The organism is Streptosporangium becharense, assembly GCF_014204985.1.
In the GTDB taxonomy this organism is placed as follows: domain Bacteria; phylum Actinomycetota; class Actinomycetes; order Streptosporangiales; family Streptosporangiaceae; genus Streptosporangium; species Streptosporangium becharense.
In genome coordinates, this window is the sequence record NZ_JACHMP010000001.1 from 2,547,002 (window position 1) to 2,566,656 (window position 19,655).

13 protein-coding genes are annotated in these 19,655 nt (G+C 72.2%); 6 read left to right on the top strand and 7 right to left on the bottom strand.

Features of this window, described 5'->3' with window-relative positions; all coding sequences use genetic code 11:
* Positions 1-27 precede the first annotated feature (27 nt).
* Positions 28-552 (top strand): RNA polymerase sigma factor, encoded by a 525-nt coding sequence (locus F4562_RS10945; protein ID WP_184539016.1) that lies wholly within the window; start codon positions 28-30, stop codon positions 550-552.
* Between the two features lie 113 nt (positions 553-665).
* Positions 666-1,595 carry a YbgA family protein gene (locus tag F4562_RS10950; protein ID WP_184539604.1) on the top strand — a complete coding sequence of 310 codons (930 nt, stop codon included), beginning with the start codon at positions 666-668 and terminating at the stop codon, positions 1,593-1,595.
* Positions 1,596-1,774: 179 nt separating this feature from the next.
* On the opposite strand, the gene treZ is transcribed toward F4562_RS10950, so the two are convergent.
* The 4 genes from treZ to F4562_RS10970 form a co-directional block, all read right to left on the bottom strand.
* Positions 1,775-3,490, bottom strand: a complete 1,716-nt coding sequence (gene treZ / locus F4562_RS10955; protein WP_184539014.1) for a malto-oligosyltrehalose trehalohydrolase — start codon at positions 3,488-3,490, stop codon at positions 1,775-1,777.
* A gap of 3 nt (positions 3,491-3,493) precedes the next feature.
* Positions 3,494-5,815 (bottom strand): malto-oligosyltrehalose synthase, encoded by a 2,322-nt coding sequence (gene treY, locus F4562_RS10960; RefSeq protein WP_184539602.1) that lies wholly within the window; start codon positions 5,813-5,815, stop codon positions 3,494-3,496.
* Positions 5,816-5,870: 55 nt separating this feature from the next.
* The gene (glgX, locus tag F4562_RS10965) at positions 5,871-7,976 is read right to left on the bottom strand and encodes a glycogen debranching protein GlgX (protein WP_184539012.1); all 2,106 of its coding nucleotides are present in this window, start codon (positions 7,974-7,976) and stop codon (positions 5,871-5,873) included.
* Positions 7,977-8,042: 66 nt separating this feature from the next.
* Entirely contained in the window at positions 8,043-11,309 is a 3,267-nt protein-coding gene (locus tag F4562_RS10970; protein ID WP_184539010.1) for an ATP-binding protein, read from the bottom strand.
* Between the two features lie 224 nt (positions 11,310-11,533).
* Here F4562_RS10970 and mscL point away from each other — a divergent pair, with 224 nt between their 5' ends.
* Positions 11,534-11,962: a large conductance mechanosensitive channel protein MscL gene (gene mscL, locus F4562_RS10975; protein ID WP_184539600.1), complete on the top strand. Its 429-nt coding sequence runs from the start codon at positions 11,534-11,536 to the stop codon at positions 11,960-11,962.
* A gap of 148 nt (positions 11,963-12,110) precedes the next feature.
* Here mscL and F4562_RS10980 read toward each other — a convergent pair whose 3' ends face one another.
* Positions 12,111-14,135 (bottom strand): S1 family peptidase, encoded by a 2,025-nt coding sequence (locus tag F4562_RS10980; RefSeq protein WP_184539008.1) that lies wholly within the window; start codon positions 14,133-14,135, stop codon positions 12,111-12,113.
* A gap of 181 nt (positions 14,136-14,316) precedes the next feature.
* On the opposite strand from F4562_RS10980, the gene F4562_RS10985 reads away from it, so the two are divergent.
* Positions 14,317-15,000 (top strand): hypothetical protein, encoded by a 684-nt coding sequence (locus F4562_RS10985; RefSeq protein ID WP_184539006.1) that lies wholly within the window; start codon positions 14,317-14,319, stop codon positions 14,998-15,000.
* Between the two features lie 66 nt (positions 15,001-15,066).
* Here F4562_RS10985 and F4562_RS10990 read toward each other — a convergent pair whose 3' ends face one another.
* Positions 15,067-16,047 (bottom strand): Gfo/Idh/MocA family protein, encoded by a 981-nt coding sequence (locus tag F4562_RS10990; protein WP_246473404.1) that lies wholly within the window; start codon positions 16,045-16,047, stop codon positions 15,067-15,069.
* Positions 16,048-16,090: 43 nt separating this feature from the next.
* Positions 16,091-17,674 (bottom strand): peptide chain release factor 3, encoded by a 1,584-nt coding sequence (locus F4562_RS10995; protein ID WP_184539002.1) that lies wholly within the window; start codon positions 17,672-17,674, stop codon positions 16,091-16,093.
* A gap of 228 nt (positions 17,675-17,902) precedes the next feature.
* Between F4562_RS10995 and F4562_RS11000 the strand changes: the two genes are divergently transcribed.
* Positions 17,903-18,664 (top strand): PP2C family protein-serine/threonine phosphatase, encoded by a 762-nt coding sequence (locus F4562_RS11000; RefSeq protein WP_184539598.1) that lies wholly within the window; start codon positions 17,903-17,905, stop codon positions 18,662-18,664.
* A 330-nt stretch (positions 18,665-18,994) separates the two neighbouring features.
* Positions 18,995-19,651: an OB-fold-containig protein gene (locus tag F4562_RS11005; RefSeq protein ID WP_184539000.1), complete on the top strand. Its 657-nt coding sequence runs from the start codon at positions 18,995-18,997 to the stop codon at positions 19,649-19,651.
* Positions 19,652-19,655 lie beyond the last annotated feature (4 nt).

Sequence of the window (19,655 nt, forward strand, 5' to 3'; positions counted from 1 at the left end):
TAGGTTTTCTCGGCAAGGGGAGTTGGCATGGAAGACAACTTGAACACCCGGCTCGCCGAGGGCGACGAAGCGGCGCTGGCCGAGTGCTTCCGCGCCCATGGGCCTTTGGTCCGCTCCTACCTGCGGCGGTTCGTCCCGGCGCAGGACATCGAAGACCTGCAGCAGGTCGTGTTCTCCGAGGTCTGGCGGTCGCGGCACCGCTTCGACCCGGCACGCAGCCTCCCCGCCTGGCTGCTCGGCATCGCGCACAAGCGCGCGGTCGACCACCTCCGGGCACGCGTGCCGAACACGGTCCCGCTGGACGCCCTGGCCGACCCTGCCGGCGCCGACGGCCGGGCCGACGGCGACGACCTCGCGGAACGCGACCAGGTCCGGCGTGCCCTCGCCGAGCTGCCCGAACCGCAGCGCCAGGCGATCGAACTGGCCTACTACGGCGAGCTGACCCAGCGGGAGATCGCCGAACGGCTCAGCGTCCCGCTCGGCACCGTCAAGGCGCGCACGGCCCGCGGCCTGCGCCGCCTGTCGCTCCTCCTCCCCCGGTTCGCGGCGTGAACGCCCGCGCCGCCGCGTCCGGCGGCACCCACGCCACCGACCGCCGCACCGCCGAAGGCCGCACCACCCCGACCACCCCGGCCACCCCGGCCACCCCGGCCGTCCGTCCGAGGATCGCGGTGTCCAGCTGCCTGATGGGCGAACCGGTCCGGTTCAACGGGGGCCACAGCCGCGACCGGTTCCTGAGCGGGGAGCTGGACGCCCACGTCGACTGGGTGCGGGTCTGCCCCGAGATGGAGATCGGCCTCGGCACCCCGCGCGAGACCCTGCGGCTGGAGCGCTCACCCGACGGCCCCCGCCTGATCGCCAGGAAGACCCGGACCGACCTCACCGCGCGGATGACGGCCCTGGCCGCCGAGCGGGCGAAGGGCCTCGACGTGGACGGGTACGTCTTCAAGTCCAGGAGCCCCAGCTGCGGGACGCACGGCATCCCGGTCTACGAGGGTGACGCCCCCGCCGACCGCAGGGGCAGAGGGGTGTTCGCGGCCCTGATCCTCGACACGCACCCGATGCTGCCCGTGGAGGACGAGGGGCGGCTGAACGACGCCCTGCTCCGTGAGACCTTCGTGGAACGGGTCTTCGCCCACGCCAGGCTGCGCGCGCTGCTGCGGGGCGACTGGCGGCCCCGTGACCTCGTCGCCTTCCACTCCCGGCACAAGATGCAGCTGCTGGCCCACGACCCGGCCGCCTACCGTGAGGCCGGGCGGGTGGTGGCCCGGGCGGGCCTGCGTCCCCGCGGGGAACTGGCCGCTGACTACACCCGCGTGTTCTCCGCCGCCCTCGCCACCAAGGCGTCCGTCGGCCGCAACGTCAACGTGCTGCAGCACTGCACCGGCATGCTGAACGACGCGCTCGACCCGGCCCGGCGGGCCGACCTGGCGGAGGTCATCGCCTCCTACCGGGCGGGACGGGTGCCGCTCAGCGTGCCGGTGACCCTGCTCCGCCACCACGCGCTGGGCGAGGCGGCGGAGTACGTCAGGGACCAGACCTACTTCTCGCCGTATCCGGAGGAGCTCCGGCTGCGCAACCACGTCCCCGGCTGAGCCGCGGACCCGGCGGACCGGGCCGGCCCCGCGACCGGAGCGAACCCCGGAGCCGGGCCACCACCCCCGGAGCCGGTCGGCCCCCGGAGCGGGCCGTCACCCCTGGACGCCGCCCCCCTGGACGCCGTAACCCGGAACGGGCCGGCTTCCCCGGAGCGAACCGGCATCCGGAAGCGACCTCACTCACCGGGGCGGTCGAGCCGTACGACGGCGAGGGAACGCGGCGGCAGCGACAGCTCCGCCCCGTCCAGGGTCGTCGCCGGGTCGGAGGCCAGCAGGACGTGGCCGGGTGCGAGCGTCACCATGATCGGAACCGTGCCGAGGTTGGCGGCCACCCGGAACCCTCCCCGGTGCACCACCAGCCAGGACTCGCCGTGGTCGACCCGGACCCGGTCGAGCCTCGGATCGGTCAGCTCGGGGTGGGCACGGCGCAGCGCGATCAGGGCCCGGTACCAGTCGAGGTGGGCCCGGTGCGCGTCCTCATCCAGCTCGCTCCAGTCGAGCTTCGAGCGCAGGAACGTCAGCTCCTCGCCCGGGTCGGGCGCCTTCTCCGCCCAGTCGTCGTAGCCGAACCCGATGAACTCCCGCCGCCGCCGCTCACCCTCGCCCTCGCGCAGTTGCGGCTCGACGTGGTCGGTGAAGAACAGGAACGGCGTGCGCGTCCCCCATTCCTCCCCCATGAACAGCATGGGGGTGAACGGGGAGGTCAGCAGCAGCCCCGCGGCCAGCCGCAGCGCCTCGGGCGCCACCCGGTCGCCCTCGGCCCGGTTGCCGATCTGGTCGTGGTTCTGGATGCAGCACACGAACCGGTAGCCGGGCAGGTGCGCCGCCGGGCGGCCGTGGGATCGTCCGCGGAAGGACGAGAAGGTGCCGTCGTGATAGTAGGCGCGGGCCAGCACCTTGGGCAGCGCGCCGTGGAAGTCCTCGTAGTAGCCGTGCCGCTCACCGGTGACCGCCACGTGCAGCGCGTGGTGCACGTCGTCGTTCCAGGCCGCGGCGAGACCGTACCCGCCGGCCTCGCGGGGGGTCATCAGCCGAGGGTCGTTGAGGTCCGACTCGGCGATGAGGGTCAGCGGCCTGCCCACCGCCGCCGACAGCGCGTCCGTCTCGGCGGCCAGCTCCTCCAGGAGGTGGACGGCCCGGTTGTCGTGCAGGGCGTGCACGGCGTCGAGCCGCAGGCCGTCGATGTGGTAGTCGCGCAGCCACTGCATGGCGTTCTCCACGAAGTAGCGGCGCACCTCGTCGGAGCCGGGCCCGTCGAGGTTGACGGCCTGCCCCCAGAAGGAGGCGGCGCTCTGGTGGAAGTACGGGCCGAAAGGCGCCAGGAAGTTGCCCGACGGGCCCAGGTGGTTGTAGACGACGTCGAGGATCACGCCGATCCCGTGCCGGTGGCAGGCGTCCACGAAGCGCTTGAGCCCGTCGGGGCCGCCGTAGTTCTCGGTGACGGCCCACAGGTCCACGCCGTCGTAACCCCAGTTGCGCTTCCCCGGCACCGGGGGCACCGGCATGATCTCCACGAAGTCGACGCCGAGGGCGTCCAGGTGCTCCAGCTTGCCGATGGCCGCCTCGAAGGTGCCCTCCGGGGTGAAGGTGCCGATGTGCAGCTCGTAGATGACCGCCCCCGGCAGGTCGCGTCCCCGCCACAGGTCGTCGCTCCACTCGAACCGGCCGTGGTCGTAGACCCGGCTCGGCCCGAAGATCCCCTCCGGCTGCCACTTGGACCGCGGGTCCGGCAGCGGCTCCCCTCCGTCCAGCCGGAACCGGTAGTCGGTGCCGTGCCCGGCGCCGGGCACCTCCGCCGACCACCAACCGCCCCGCCGGGCCGACATCGGGTAGCGGACCCCGCCGATCTCCACGTCGACCGCGGTCGCCGCCGGCGCCCAGACCTCGAACATCGATCAATCCCTTTCCAGAAGCGCCACAGGGTGGACGGCCAGCAGGTGGGCGAGCGGAACCCGCCCGGTGTGCTCGGCGCCGGACAGCAGGTCCCGCCACCTGCCGTGCGGCAGGGTGAGCGTCCTGCTCCCCCAGCCGCCGCGCCGTTCCAGGCCGACCGGCAGCCGGGTGGCCACCGCCACCGCCCGGTCGCCGCGGGCGAAGGCGACCGCGTGCTCGTCGGCCTCCAGCGGGAGGTAGGCCGCCGCCGGGTCCAGCCGCCGACGCAGGTTCAACGCCCGGGTGGTGACCAGCAGCTTGGCGGCGTCCCACGACAGGCCGCCGCCGGCCGGGGCACCCGGCGCGTTCCCGGTCCCGTCTCCGGCCCCGGCCTCAGTCATACCTTCCACCCCGGTCCCGGCTCCGACCTCGGCTCCGGCTCCGGCTCCGGCTCCGGCTCCGGCTCCGGTGAGCATCCGGCGGCGCAGCGGGAAGTCGACCGGGCGGCGGTTGTCCGGGTCGACCAGGGAGAAGTCGGTGATCTCATTGCCCCAGTACACGTCGGGCACGCCCGGCATCATCAGCTGCACGAGCTTCTGGCTCAGCGAGTTGGACCGGGCGTACGGCTCGATCCTGGCGGCGAACTCTGCGATCGAGGAGCCGCACTCCTCGACGGCCCGGCTGACGAAGTCGCGGATGCCGCGCTCGTAGGCGGGGTCGGGGGTGGCCCAGGAGATCGAGGTCTTGGCCTCGCGGGCCGCCTTGAACAGGTAGTCGAAGAACCGGTCCTGGCTGATCGGCCAGGAGGCCATGAGGTTCTGCCAGGCCAGGTAGTCGAGCGCCGGGTCGAACGAGACCTTCGACGACCACTCGCCGACCGCCGCCGCCCACTCCTCGGGCAGCTCCGACAGCACGGCCAGCCGGGCCCGTACGTCCTCCGAGCGCTTGGTGTCGTGCGTGGACAGGGTCGTCATCGTGCCCGGCGCCATCTCCGCGCAGAACGCGTGGAACTCCGCCACCGGAACGCCGAACCGGTCCGGCTCGCCGCCCACCTCGTTCAGGCACGACAGCGGGTACCACCGGTACAGGGCGGTGTCCTCCACCCCCTTGGCCATCACCGGGCCGCAGGTCTGCTGGAAGCGGACGACCGCGTCCGGCGGACCGGCCAGCACCCGCCGGACGACCTCCGCGACCGGCGCGTCCTCGGGCAGCCGCTCCGCGGCGATCCGGCCGGCCTCCTCGACGATCCTGACCGACTCCTCCGGCACCGGCTCCCCCGGCACCGCGTAGGCCCGGTAGACCGGCATGGCGGCGAGCAGTTCCACGAGCGTGCGGCGGTCGGAGCCGACGGAGGCGTGCAGCCGGTCGATCTCGGAGCCGAAGAACAGGTCGAGGACCTCCGCCTTGGACTCGCGGACCACGGTGGCGTAGTCGGCCGGGCCACCGGTGTGCGCGGTGAACAGCTCCACCAGCGGCCGTTCACCGGCCGGATCGACGAACAGCCCGGTGATCCGGTTGAGCGCGTCGTAGCCGGTGGTGCCCTCGCACGGCCAGTCGGCGGGCAGCCGCTCGGCGCCGACGAGGATCTTCTCCGCCACGGTCCACACACCCGACGCCGCGCGGAGCCGGGCCAGGTAGCCGCGCGGGTCGGCGAGCCCGTCGGGGTGGTCCACCCGCAGACCGTGGATGATCCCCTCCTCGACCAGGGAGAGGATGACGGCGTGGGTGGCGTCGAACACCTCCGGGTCCTCCACTCGCAGCCCGATGAGCGAGGAGACGTCGAAGAACCGCCGGTAGCCGGGCCCGCGGCGCCAGTCGACCAGCCGGTAGTGGGTGTCGGGCAGCGGGAACTCGTGGTCGTAGTAGCGCAGCACGTCGCCGTCGCGCACCGGCTCGCCGTCGCCGAGCACCGGCATGTTCACCTTGCCGCCGGCGGCGGCCCAGTCGATGTCGAACCACGACGCGTACGGCGACGCGGGGCCGTCCCTGAGCACCGACCAGAGCTGCGCGTTGCCCGACTCCGGCACCGGGATCGTCATGTGGTTGGGCACGATGTCGACCACGATGCCGATGCCGTGCTCGGCCAGCGTCGCCGCCAACGCCCGCAGCCCCTCGATCCCGCCGAACTCCGCGCGGACCCGCGAGTGGTCGGTCACGTCGTAGCCGTGCCGCGACTCCGGCACAGCCTGCAGGATCGGCGACAGGTAGACGTGGCTCACCCCCAGCTCCCGCAGGTACGGGGCGAGCTCGGCCACGCGGTCGAACCCGAAGTCGGGGGTGAGCTGGAACCGGTAGGTGGACAGCGGCGCCGGGTACCGGATCGGCGAGGAGCCCGGAGCGGGCACAGAAGCGGGCACGACGATGGGCACAGAAGCGGACACGGCGGGGACCTCGTGTGGCTCAGACACGGCGCAGCACCCGCACCGACCGGCCGGCCACCGGCACGCTCTCACCGGCCCGGGAGACCCGGCTGTCCACCGTGATGGGCATGGCGGTGTCGATCTCCGTCAGCCACATCTCGCCGTAGTCCTTCGGCAGCGTGAACTGGATGACGTCGTGGTGCGCGTTGAACAGCAGCAGGAACGAGTCGTCGCTGATCTGCCGGCCGCGGCGGTCGGGCTCGGTGATGGCCTCACCGTTCAGGAAGACGGCCAGCGACTTGGCGTAGCCCACGTTCCAGTCGGCGTCGGTCATCTTCTCCCCCTTCGGCGTCAGCCAGGCGATGTCGCTGAGGTTGTCCTCCGACCCGCGCACCGGCCGCCCGTAGAAGAACCGGCGCCGCCGGAAGACCGGGTGGTCGGCGCGGAGCCTGGCCAGCCGCCGGGTGAACTCCAGCAGCAGCCAGTTCTCCCGCACGTCGGACCAGTCGACCCAGCTCAGCTCGTTGTCCTGGCAGTAGACGTTGTTGTTACCCCGCTGGGTGCGGCCCAACTCGTCGCCGTGGGAGATCATCGGCACGCCCTGGGACAGGAACAGCGTGGTCAGGAAGTTGCGCTTCTGCTGCTCGCGCAGCGACTCGACGGCCAGCGTGGCGGGTCCTTCGGCGCCGCAGTTCCAGGAGCGGTTGTCGTCGGTGCCGTCCTGGTTGTTCTCGCCGTTGGCCTCGTTGTGCTTGCCGTTGTAGGAGACGAGGTCCTGGAGCGTGAACCCGTCGTGGCAGGTGACGAAGTTGATGGAGGCCGCGGGACGCCTGCTGTCGTCCTGGTAGAGGTCGCTGGAGCCGGTGAGCCGGGAGGCGAACTCGGGCAGCGCCGCGGGCTCGCCCCGCCACAGGTCGCGGATCGTGTCGCGGTACCTGCCGTTCCACTCGGTCCACCGGGCCGGGAAGTTGCCGACCTGGTAGCCGCCGGGGCCGACGTCCCACGGCTCGGCGATCAGCTTGACCTGCGACAGCACCGGGTCCTGCTGGACCAGGTCGAAGAAGGCGCTCAGCCGGTCGACCTCGTGCAGCTCGCGCGCCAGCGTCGCGGCCAGGTCGAACCTGAACCCGTCGACGTGCATCTCGGTGACCCAGTAGCGGAGCGAGTCCATGATCAGCTGGAGTGTGTGGGGGGAGCGCATGAACAGGCTGTTGCCGGTCCCCGTGGTGTCCATGTAGTAGCGCTTGTCGTTCTCGACCAGCCGGTAGTACGCCTGGTTGTCGATGCCGCGCATGCTCAGCGTCGGGCCCAGGTGGTTGCCCTCGGCGGTGTGGTTGTAGACCACGTCGAGGATGACCTCGATGTTCGCCTCGTGCAGCGCCTTGACCATGGCCTTGAACTCCAGCACCTGGCCGCCGCGCTGCCCGGTGCTGGAATAGGCGTTGTGCGGGGCGAAGAACCCGATGCTGTTGTACCCCCAGTAGTTCGCCAGCCCCCGCTCGGTGAGGATGTGGTCGGTGACGAACTGGTGCACCGGCATCAGCTCGATGGCCGTCACGCCGAGCGACGTGAGATGGTCGATGATCTCCGGGTGCCCGATCGCCGCGTAGGTGCCCCGGATCCGCTCGGGGATCTTCGGGTGCTTGATGGTCAGGCCCTTGACGTGCGCCTCGTAGATCACCGTGTTGTGGTACGGCGTCGCGGGCGGGCGGTCGTGGCCCCACCCGAAGAACGGGTTGATCACGATGGACCGGGGGACGAACGCGGCCGAGTCGGCGTCGTTGCGGCTGTCCGGCTGGCCGAAGCGGTAGCCGTACACCGCCTCGTCCCACTTCACGTCCCCCTCGATCGCCTTGGCGTAGGGGTCGAGCAGGAGCTTGGCGGGATTGCACCGCAACCCCCGCGCCGGGTCGTACGGACCGTGCACGCGGTAGCCGTACCGCTGCCCGGGGCCCACGCCGGGCAGGTAGCCGTGCCAGACGAACCCTTCACACTCGGTGAGGGTGACCCTGCTCTCCCGGTTGTCGTCGTCGAACAGGCACAGTTCGACGCGCTCAGCGGCCTCGGTGTAGAGCGCGAAGTTGGTTCCCGCGCCATCGTAGGTGGCCCCCAGCGGGTAGGGGTCTCCAGGCCAGATCTCGATCATTGCACCGCCCTTCAGCGGTGGACAAATATGCCCCCTGTTTTCCTGGTCATGCACACATTCCGGGTCCTACATCGGGGAATTCGCACCAGGGATATGCCGCGGGTTGACCTGGGCCTCGGCCGGGACGCGCTCGCCGAGCGTTTCCGCCAGCGCGCGCAGCGCGGGGTCGTACACGCGCAGCCCCGCCCGGCCCGCGAACTCCCCGGCCGCCCGCAGGTGGGCCGCGGCCCGGCCGGGGTCACCGAGGAGCAGGGCCAGCCGCGCCAGGCACAGGTCCGTCAGCGACCAGCCCAGCAACCGGCCCGCGTTCGGGGCGAGCCTCGCGTACAGCGCCTCGCCGGCCGTCCGGTCGCCGAGCGCGACGCAGATCTCACTGACGGCGTCCGGCACGAACCGGTACGCCAGGTCCGGGACGATCTGCGCCAGGTCGTCGGCGGCGAGACCGGCGAAGATCACCCGCGCCTCATCGGTGCGGCCCAGGTCGAGCAGGGCCAGGCAGCGCAGGACCAGCCAGGGCCGCTGGCCGGGGCGGTGGGCGAGCATCTCGCCGGTCAGCGCGAACGCCTCACCGGCCGCACCGGCCGCCCGCAGACGCAGGAAGCGGAAGACCTCCCGCCGCAGCCGGGCATCGTCACGGCCCAGCGCACCCTCGGGGTAGGCCGCGGCGGACTCGTCGGCGGCGGCGAGCGCGTCGGCGAACCGCCCCGTCAGGTAGGCGTGCACCGCCGCCTGCCAGGTGGCCAGGCTGACCAGCGACGGGAGCCGGAGCCGCTCGGCGCTCTCACGGAGCCGGGCCAGCAGCTCCACCGCCCGCCCGGCGGCGCCCCGGGCGGTCAGCTCGACGTACTCACTCTCCAGCCCGGCCCACTCGGTGACCGGATCGCCGGTGCGGCGGCCGATCTCCACGATCTCTTCGGCGACCGCGCTCCTGCGGGCGTGGTCGGGGTCGGGTCGCAGCAGGATCTCCAGGACGACGAGTGCCCTGGCCAGGGTCGGGTCGTCGCCGGTACGGCGGGCCAGCCGCACCGCCTCCTCGGCGAGCCGCACGCTGCGCTCGACGGGGCGGCCGGTCGAGCCGGTCAGCGCGGCGGCGGCCAGCAGCCGCGCGCGCCACGGTGAGCCCTCGGCCAGGCCGGAGGCGAGCACCCGCCCGGTCCGCTCGGCCAGCCGGTCGATGCCGGTCATCTCCTCGTACATGGCCAGGTGGATCGGGTCGGAGAAGCCCAGCACCGCCCTGGCCAGCCGGTTGTCGTCGCCGAGCTCTTCGGCGATCTCCGCGGCGGTCTCCAGGCAGGCGTGGGCCGCGGTGCTCATCCCCGCCGCCACCTGCGCCTCCGCCAGGTCGAGGAGCAGGTCGCAGCGGAGCGCGTCGTCCGAGCGGGGCAGCCGGTCGATCAGCGCGAGCGCCTTCTCCAGGTGCTCCACCGCGTCCTCGTGCGCGAACTGCGCCGTCGCCTGGGCCGCGGCACGCCGGGTGTAGCCGATGGCCTTGCCCGTCATCCGGGGGTTCGCCAGGCCCTCACGGCAGTGGTGGGCGATCTCGGTCAGGCGTGTCCCGGTGCGTTCCTCCAGCACCTGCGCGATCCGCGCGTGCAACCGCCTGCGCCGCAGCGGCGGCAACGCCTCGCGCAGCACGTCGCGGACGATGTCGTGCACGAAACGGCAGGCCGGCCCGTCGCCCTCGGTCAGCAGCCCGGCCCCGACGGCGGCGTCGAGGATGTCGAGCACCCGTTCCCCGGGAAGCTCCACCACCCGCAGCAGGATGTCGGGGTCGGCCTCACGGCCGAGCAGCGCCGCGACGGACAGCACCTCCCCGGTGTCCGGTGGCAGGCCCTTCATCCGGTTCCGTACGACGTCGGACAGCGCCTGCGGGGTCTCACCGAGTTGGAGCACCTCCCCCAGGAAGAACGGGTTGCCCGCGGTCAGCCTGCCCATCTCCGCGGCCCGGCCGGGGTCGGCGCCGGCCAGGCCCAGATACTCGCGGATCTCCTCCTCGGCCAGGCCGCGCAGCAGGAGCCGCCGCACGTGCGGCAGCCGCGCCAGCGCGCCGAGGGCCTGCTCCAGTGCCCCGCCCGGCCGCACGTCGGTGTCCCGGTACGTCGCGACCACCGTCAGCTCCGGGCAGAGCCGGGTGGAGGCCAGGAACTCCAGCAGCCGCAGCGACGAGGTGTCCGCCCACTGCAGGTCGTCGAGGACGACCACGACCCGCCCGTGCTCGTTCAGTAGCCGGGCGAACGCCTCGTACAGCTCGAACTGCCCGGCCCCGGCCAGCCGGGTCAGCTCCCCGTCCCGGCCGACCAGATCCCGCACGGCCTGCGTCCAGGGCCAGAAGGGAGGGGCTCCGGTGCCGTCCCAGCAGCGGCCCCACACCACGCGGTGACCCCGTGCCCGCGCGGCCCGCGCCGCCTGCTCCGCCAGGCTCGTCTTGCCGATGCCCGGCTCACCGGCGAGCAGCACCACCCGGTGCCCGTCACCGGCGACGGCCGTCTCCAGCGCCTCGGCCTCGGCTCGGCGGCCCACCAGCGGGGGGGCCTCCTCCGCCGGCACGGCCTCGGCCCGGAGCCGCGGGGTCAGCGCGGGGTCCTGGGCGAGGATGCGCCGCTCCATCTCCCTGGACCGGGGGTCGGGGTCCAGTCCCAGCTCCTCCACCAGCAGCCTGCGTCCCTCGGCGAGCACGCCCAGCGCGTCCGCCTGCCGCCCGGCCTGGTAGAGCGCGTGGGCGGTGAGCTCTCGCAACCGCTCCCGGAACGGGTGCGCGCCGACCAGACGGGCCAGTTCGTCCGCCAGCTCCGCGCCGCGCCCGAGCGCGAGGTCGGCCCTGGCCAGGTCCTCCTCCAGGGTCAGCCGGAACTCGGTCAGCCGCGCGATCTCCTCCGCCGCCCAGGCGGCCCCCGCGAAGTCGGCCAGCGGCTCCCCACGCCACTCCTGCAGCGCCAGCCGCAGTTCCCGGCCCGCTCCCCCGTGGTCGCCCGCGGCCGCCAGCCGCCCGCCCTCGGCGGCGCGCACCCGCGCCCGGCCCAGGTCGACCGCCGTCTCCGGGACGTTCAGGGCATAGCCGCCGGCCCTGCTGACCAGGACCGTCGGCGGGACGTCCCGCCGCCTGCCCGGCTCGAAGACGCGGCGGAGCTTGGAGACGTACGCCTGGACGGTGTTGAGCGCGCCAGGAGGGGCGTCGTCCTCCCAGAGCACGTCGATCATCCTGCTCGGGGCGACCGGCCGCGGGGCGGCGAGGACGCACAGCGTCAGCACCACCCGCTGCTGGTAGGGGCCGATCTCCAGGAGCGCGCCGTCGCCGGTGATGGCTCCGACGGGGCCCAGCACACGAAACTCCATCCGGCCACCTCGCTCGCGAATCTGGCAGATAGTAACCCCTTCCGGCCCCGCCGCGATTTCCGTACACCGCTCCGGCCCGCCCCATTACGATCATCCCGGCCCCCGCATCCCGTCCGGATCACCGCCGGGGGCCTTCACACCGGGCCCGGAAAGACGGCGCCTGCCACGTTTGAGCGCGGACAGCCGGGTAGTCGCCGGCGGTCGTGCCGAGGAGGATGCACATGATGAGTGGATTCAAGAAGTTCCTTTTGCGAGGCAACCTCGTCGAACTCGCCGTCGCGGTGGTGGTCGGAGCGACCTTCAGCGGCCTGATCCAAGCCCTGGTCAAAGACCTGATCACACCGCTGATAGCCGCGGTCACCGGAGGCGGCGGCCCCGACTTCTCCGAGTACTCCTTCACCGTCAACGGTGCCGAGTTCATGTACGGCGACTTCATCAACCACCTGCTCAGCTTCCTGATCATCGCCTCTGTGATCTACTGGCTGGTCGTCATGCCGATGACCCGCCTCATCGCCTTCTTCGACCGGGACAAGAAGGCCACCGAGAAGGAGTGCCCGGAGTGCCTGAGCGACATCCCCATCGACGCCCGGCGCTGTGCCTTCTGCACCGTGGAGCTGTCGCGCGTCCCCGCCGCGGACAGGCCGCCCGCGTGACGTTCCCCGCGTGATCCCCGGGTGACGTTCCCCGCGTGACGTCCCCGGTGTGACGCCCCCGTGCGCCGCCCCCGCCGGGGCCGAGCGCCGCCGAAGGCGAAGGCCCGGCCCGGTCGGACGACCGGGCCGGGCCTTTCCGGCGGGACGCTCAGTTCTTGGACTGCCAGCTGGGAGGGGCGGGCGGGGTGTTGGGCTGCCAGTTCTGCTGGGTCGGCTGCCGGTTCTCCCAGGAGGGGTAGGGCGTCGGCGGCGGGAAGGCGCTGAGCGCGGCCTGGCTCTGGCGGAGCTTCCGGCGGCGGGTGGTGGAGACCACGAAGGCCATGACGATCATGGCGACCAGGAGCGACCCGCCGACGATGCCGAACATGAGCGGGCTCATCAGCGGCTCGTCGTTGGCGACCGGGGTGACGTTCGGGGAGACCGCCTCCTCGCCTGCGGCCGGAGTCTGCTCCGCCGTGGCCGACGGATCCGCACCGGCGGCGTTCCCCGCCGTGCCGTCGTCGTCACCGTCACCGTTGTCGTCGCCGTCGTTCGCGGACGACGGGGCCGGGGCCGGGGAGGCACCGGTGCCGGTGCCTGTACCTGTGCCGGTGCCGGTGCCGGTGCCGGTGCCGGTGCCGGTGCCGGTCAGACCGGCTGCGCCGGTGGGGGCGGCCGTGCCGGTGGGAGCGGCCGTGCCCGACGGGGCCGGGGCCGCGCCGATACCCGCCAGGCCGGAAGGCGTGGGAGTGGGAGTGGAAGCGGGGCCGCCCGCCGACGGCGGGGTACGGTCCCGTCCGGCGGCGATGGCCTCCTGGCTGTCGGCGATGTACTCGGCGACGTACGGGTGGGCCGGGTAGAGCGCGGCGACCTGCCGGAAGCCGGTGAGCGCCGCGGTGTGGCGGTCGGCGAAGAAGTCCTCCAGCGCCTTGTCGTACAGGACGGTGGTCACCGACGGCGCCGCGACGACCTGCTGGGCGGCGAGGAACTCGCGCAGCACACCGACCGGCAGGATCCAGCTCTGGTTCTCCTGGGACTCGCCGATGTCACTGAGGAGACCACCGACGAGGATGCCGACCGCCTTGCCGTCGGCGTTGAAGACCGGTCCACCGGAGTTGCCTCCATAGGAGGGGGCCTGGGCCTGGATGTACGGTACGCCCTGGGCTGTCTCCCGGCGGGCGTTGAACGCGCCTTCGGTCAGCGCCGGGTACAGCTTCGACTTCAGGCTGACGAACGAGGCGTTGGTGACCAGCCCGGGGAAACCGCTGACGTACAGCACGTCTCCGACCCGCGCGTCCCCGTCGGTGCCGAGGGTGACCACGGGCAGGTTGCTCGCGCCGTCGAGCTTGAGCAGCGCGTGGTCCCTGCCGGGGTAGACCTCGCCCTTGGCGACGAGCCTGATGGGCGACCTCTTGGCGCTCCGGTCCATCCCACCGCCGGGCAGTGCGGAGATCACGTCCATGGACTTCTTCAGGTCCGTGACCTGCATGTGGGTGGTGTTGAAGGTCGTGTAGACCTTCTCCACCAGCTCGGTGAGCTCCTTGTCGGGCTCGACCGACCCCATGAGGGACTTGAGCAGCGCCTTGACGTCGCCGGCGTTGATGTCGGTGATCGACTGGGTGGCGAAGTACGTGCGCAGGTCGGCGTCGGTCAGGTCGACACAGTGCGCCGCGGTGACCATGTAGCCGTCAGGGGTGATCCACCAGCCGGTGCACCAGGCGCTGGCCACGCCGTCGACGGAACGGACCGGCTTGCCTTCCTGGAGGTACTTGTCGACGTCGCCGGCGACCTTCCGGAACACCCACTTGACCTTGCTCTGCCGGTCCTTGGGGATGCGGCCCTTGCGCGCCTGCTTGTCCGCCTCGTCGTAGAGCTTGGTGAACGCCTTGCGGACGGCCGCGGACGGCACCGTCACCTTGGCCGTGTAGCTCAGGTTGAGCAGTTGCACCGCCGGATGCGTCCTGGCCGCGAGCTTGGTGCCCACCGCGACCTCACGCGGCTTGCCCGGATCCGCCCACGCTCCGCCGAGCGAACTGAGGACCATGGTGCCCGCGAGACCCGCCGCGACCGCGGTCCTGCGCGCCAGGCGTGTCAGACCCGCCAGGCGCCCGGGGCCCGCCGCCCGCCGCCGTGCCGTTTCCGCCGGCCGCTCCGGCCGTTCCCTTCCTCCACGCATTCCCGTCACCCCGTCCATGGCGAGTCCCCCTCCTTTGAGGACGCCGGATGACAGAAGTGTGCGTCACCGCACTTGTCCGCGACTTGGAGCTCATTGGTAGCCGGTGGAACCGCGCACTTGGGGTTCTCTTCCCGGCCGGTCGAAGCCCGGGACCGGTCCCCGGTCCGGCCGCCGGACCGGCCTCCGGGATGATGGGAGCGTGAGCTTCGAACTGGCCGTCTGGCACGAGCCCGAGCCGATCACCAGGGAACACGCGGAGAGCGTCTACCGGGCGCTCCGCCGCGGGGAGCCGGAGGCCGCGGCGGCGGACCCCGGGGCCGCCGGCCCGGCGGCCGAGGCGCAGTCTGCGGCCGTGGGAACGCCCTCCGCGGCCGTGGAGGCACCCCCGGGGGTGGCGGCGTTCGCGGCGCGGCTGCCCGAGGCGGTGCTGCTCTCCCCCGCCCACGCGCTGGTCGTCGTGGAGGTGGAGCGGGCCGACGAGGTCGCCGGGGCGGCCTTCGCGCTGGCCCGGGAGTGCGGGCTGGTCTGCTACGACCCGCAGCGCCGGCTCGTGCACAACCCCGGCCCCGCGGGGGCCCACCCGGGGATGCAGCTGCACACCGGCGACGGGATGATCGTGACGGACCCCGACCTGGGGCTCGTCCGCGACGTGCCGGCCACCCTGTCCCCGGAGAACCCCTTCGCCGCGCTGGTCGTCTTCGGCGAGCACTTCGTCCAGGCCTCCCCCGAGGCCGGCGGCTACGAGCTGGAGTACAAGGACAGCCGGCGCGGCCTCATGCTCCGCACCCACGTGCCGGCCCTGGAGGCGGTCCGGGACGCCTTCGCCGAGTACGCCGCCGGTGGTCGCGGCTTCCTCGACCGCCACGAGTGGCAGCGGGTCTGAGGGCGGCCGATCCGGCCGGAGCGGCCCGCGGGCGGCCGGCCCCGGGTATCCGGCGGAGCCCGCCGTTCACTCGCCGGGGAAGCGGACCCCCACCTGGGCTCGGATCTCGTCCATGACGCCCATCACGTCGAGGGTGGCCTCCCAGGGCACCAGCGGGCTCTCCACCAGGCCCTCGCGCAGGCACCGCATGGCCTCGACGGCCTCGTGCAGCATGCCGGAGCCCTCGTAGGGGACGTGGAAGGTCTCCGGTTCGCCCTCCGTACGGTGCAGGGTGAAGGTGTCGGGGCGGAAGAACAGGTGCGGCAGTTCGATCCGGCCGAGCGGGCCGGAGATCGACGCGGTGACCGGGCTGTGGGTGGCGAGGCCGCAGGAGAGCAGCGCGACCGCCCCCCGGTCGTAGCCGAGCAGCACGCCGGTGTTGTCGTCCACGCCCTCGGGGGTCAGCCGTGCCCACGACTGGATCCGGTCGGGGACGCCCAGGACCAGGTAGGCGAAGGAGATCGGGTAGACGCCCAGGTCGAGCAGGGAGCCGCCGCCCAGCTCCGGGCTGCGGAGCCGGTGGCCGGGCCCGACCTCGACGGAGATGCCGAAGTCGGCGTGGACGGTGTTGACCGGGCCGACCGCCCCGCCCTCGACCAGCTCCATGATCTTACGGATGGCCGGGATGCACCGCATCCACATGGCCTCCATCAGGAACAGGCCGCGCTCGCGCGCGAGGTCGACCAGTTTGGCGGCCTCGGCGCGGTTGAGGGTGAACGCCTTCTCGCAGAGCACGGCCTTGCCCGCCTCCAGGCAGGTCCGCACCGCGTCGTAGTGGGCGTTCTGGGTGTTGGCGACGTAGACGATGTCCACCTCGGGGTCGGCGGCCAGCTCGGCCCAGCTGCCGTGGGCCCGGGGGATGCCGTGGCGGTCGGCGAAGGCCCGCGCGGACTCCGCGGTCCTGGAACCGACCGCGACCACCTCGGCGTCCGGCAGGCGCTTCAGGTCTTCGGTGAAGGTGGCGGCGATTCCGCCGGTCGCCAGGATTCCCCATTTGATCGCACTCATAGCGACATATCTCACCATGAACCGATCTCGTGGGTCCTCCCGGTCAGCCTCTCGTGTCGGCGAGCAGGGCGTTCAGCACGAGATCGGGGTGGTCGCGCATGACGCCGCGCATCCGCCACTCGTCGGTGAACAGCGCGAGCAGCGCGCCGTCCTGCGAGCGGGTGAACACCTCCACCCCGCGCTGGCGGGTCAGGACCGGCGCCGAAGCGGCGTCGGTGAGCCTGGCGATGCCGAAGTCGAGCCGGTCGAGGGTGATCTCGGTGCTGAACTCGGCGGCCATCCGGTGTTTGACCACGTCGAACTGCATCGGGCCGACCGCGGCCAGCACCGGAGCCTGGTCGCCGCGGACGTCGGAGCGGAGCACCTGCACCACGCCCTCGGCGTCGAGCTGCTCGATGCCCTTGCGGAACTGCTTGGACCGGCTGGAGTCGCGGACCCGGGCGACGGCGAAGTGCTCGGGGGCGAAGCTCGGGATCTTCGGGAACTCGACCGGTGAACCGTCGTACAGCGTGTCGCCGGGACGCAGCGCGGTGGCGTTGACCAGGCCGACGACGTCACCCGGGTACGCCTCGTCGATCGTGGCGCGCTCCTGGCCGAAGACCGACTGGGCGTACTTGGTGGCGAACGGCCGGGCGGTGGCCGCGTGGGTCAGCACCATGCCGCGCTCGAACCTGCCGGAACAGACCCGGACGAACGCGATGCGGTCGCGGTGCGAGGGGTCCATGTTGGCCTGCACCTTGAAGACCAGCCCGGAGAACGGCTCGTCCAGCGGACGCGGGTCGTCCTGGGCGTCCGGCCGGGGGGACGGGGCGGGGGCGATGTCGACCATGGCGTCCAGCAGCCGGCCCACGCCGAAGTTGGACAGCGCGGCGCCGAACAGCACGGGGGTCGACTCGTGCGCCTCGAACGCCTTCTGGTCGTGGTCGGCGCCGATCGCGGAGAGCAGGTCGACCTCGTCCTTGGCCCGCTCCCAGTCGCCGCCGAGCTCGGCCAGGGCCTGCTCGGGGGTCAGCTCGGTCTCGATGGCCTTGGTGGCCCCGCCCGGGGTGCGGGTGTAGCGGACGATGCGGTCGTCGACGCGGTCGGCCACGCCGTGGAAGAAGCCGCCGGTGCCGATCGGCCAGGTGATCGGCGTGGGCTTCAGGCCGGTCCGCTCCTCGATCTCGTCCAGCAGCTCCAGCGCCTCGCGGCCGGGCCGGTCCCACTTGTTGACGAAGGTGATGACGGGGATGCGGCGGTGCCGGCAGACCTCGAACAGCTTCAGGGTCTGCGGCTCCATGCCCTTGGCCGCGTCGAGCAGCATGACCGCGCAATCGACGGCGGCCAGCACGCGGTAGGTGTCCTCGGAGAAGTCGGCGTGACCCGGGGTGTCGACCAGGTTGAAGACATGGCCGCGGTACTCGAAGCGGAGGGCCGCGGAGGTGATGGAGATGCCACGGGCCTTCTCCATCTCCATCCAGTCGGAGGTCACCCCGCGCCGGCCCGACTTGCCGTGCACCGCGCCGGCCTGGCTGATCGCCGAGGCGTGCAGCGCCAGGGCCTCGGTCATGGTCGACTTGCCCGCGTCGGGGTGGCTGATCACCGCGAACGTACGGCGGCGTGCCGCCTCCTGAATGATCGCGGCCATTTCCTCGTCTCCTCGGGATGCGTAAGGTAGGGAGCTCCCGGCACTGTGCGGGGCGCCGAAACAGCTTACGCGCCACCACGGCTGTCAACAGATGTGGCAACACTTCCCCAGGCCGCTTGCGCCACCATGGTGTTGAGTGGATTGTGGAACATCTCGATCCGCCCTACGCCTGTCCCGACTGTACGAAAGCGGCTATCTCGTGCAACTCGACGATCCAGTGGTGTGCAGATGATCACACTGCGCTATGCGGCAGGTTCCGATGTCGGCCGGGTCCGGCAAGGCAACGAGGACGCCGGTTACGCCGGCCCACGGCTCCTCGCGGTCGCGGACGGAATGGGCGGGCACGTGGGCGGTGAGGTCGCCAGCTCCGCGGTGATCGCCACCGTCGCCTCGCTCGACCAGGAGTGCCCCGGCGACCTGGCCTCCGCCGCGGAGGCCGGGGTCCGCAAGGCCAACCAGCGCCTGCGGGAACTGGTCGAGGAAGACCCGTCCCTGACCGGCATGGGAACCACCCTGACCCTGATGCTCTGGAACGGCGCCCGGGTCGCCCTGGCCCACATCGGTGACTCGCGGGCGTACCTGCTGCGCGACGGCGACCTCTACCAGATCACCTACGATCACACGCTGGTGCAGACCCTCATGGACGACGGCCGGATCACCGCCGAGGAGGCCGCCAGGCACCCGCACCGGTCGATCCTGCTCCAGGTCCTCGACGGCGGGGAGAACATGGAGCTCGACCTGTCGCTGCGCGACGCCGAGGTCGGCGACCGCTACCTGCTCTGCTCCGACGGGCTGTCCGGGGTGGTCGAGGCCGAGCAGCTCCGTCACGTGCTCGCCGAGGTCGACGACCTCCAGGAGGTGACCCAGGAGCTGATCCGGCTCGCCTGCGAGGCCGGGGCCCCGGACAACGTCACGTGCGTGGTCGCCGACGTGGTCGAGGGGCCGATGGTGGACGACCCGGTGGTGGTCGGCTCGGCCAACCCGTCGTAACGGGCCCGGCGGACCCGTCACCGGCCCGGCGGACCCGCCGCCGGTCCGGGGTGTCCCCTTCTCCGGCTCCCAGCACGCCGCTTCGCAGTGCCGTCTCCCCTGGATCCCAGCACGCCGCTTCGCAGTGCCGTCTCCCCCGGCTCCCGCCGCGCCGGTTCGAGGCGCCGCCTCCGCCGGTTCCCGGACTGAATCCCAGGTCAACGATGATTTTTCACAATATTCCGGATCTGGGGAACTTTTTCTGTCGATCATTCTTTGTCCCTGCATAGACGGAAACACGTGCTCGGGGGAGCACGATCGAACGCAGCAGCAGGGGGACCTCACACGCCGATGGGCCGTTTCGTCGACGCCGCACTGGCCTTCCCGACCGTCCTGTTCACGTTCCCGCTGCTGGTGGTCATCGCGTACTGGCTGCTCGTCGCGGTCGGCGCCGTCGGTTTCGACGGTGACCTCGGCGGCATCCCCGACACCGGCGTCCCCGACACCGGCCTCGGCGGCACGGCCGACGCGTCCGGCACCGCGGGGACCGGCGGGTTCCTCGGCGGGCTGGGACTCGGCGGGGTCCCGGTCGCAGTGGTCGTCTCGTCGTTGACCGTCGTCGCCTGGTTCGCCGGCCTCGTGGGCGGTGTGCTGTTCACCGGCACCCCCGCCCTGGTCGGAGTGCTGCTCGTGGCGCTGCTGTGCGCCTGGGCGTGCACCCGCGTGATCGTCGCCCTGCTGCGCCGAACCGCCCCGAAGGAGCGCGTCCCCTCCCGCGCCGACTTCGTGGGCCGCATGTGCGTCGTCCGCACCACCCGGGTCGGAAAGGATTTCGGGCAGGCCGAGGTCACCTCGCCGGACGGATCCTCCGCGCTCGTTCAAGTACGCCAGACCGGTGACGACGTCTTCGCCGCCGGCAGCACCGCCCTGATCTTCGCCTATGACGCCCCCGGCGAGTTCTTCTGGGTGATGCCGTACGACGCGGAACTCGACCCCCACCGTCTCTAACCGA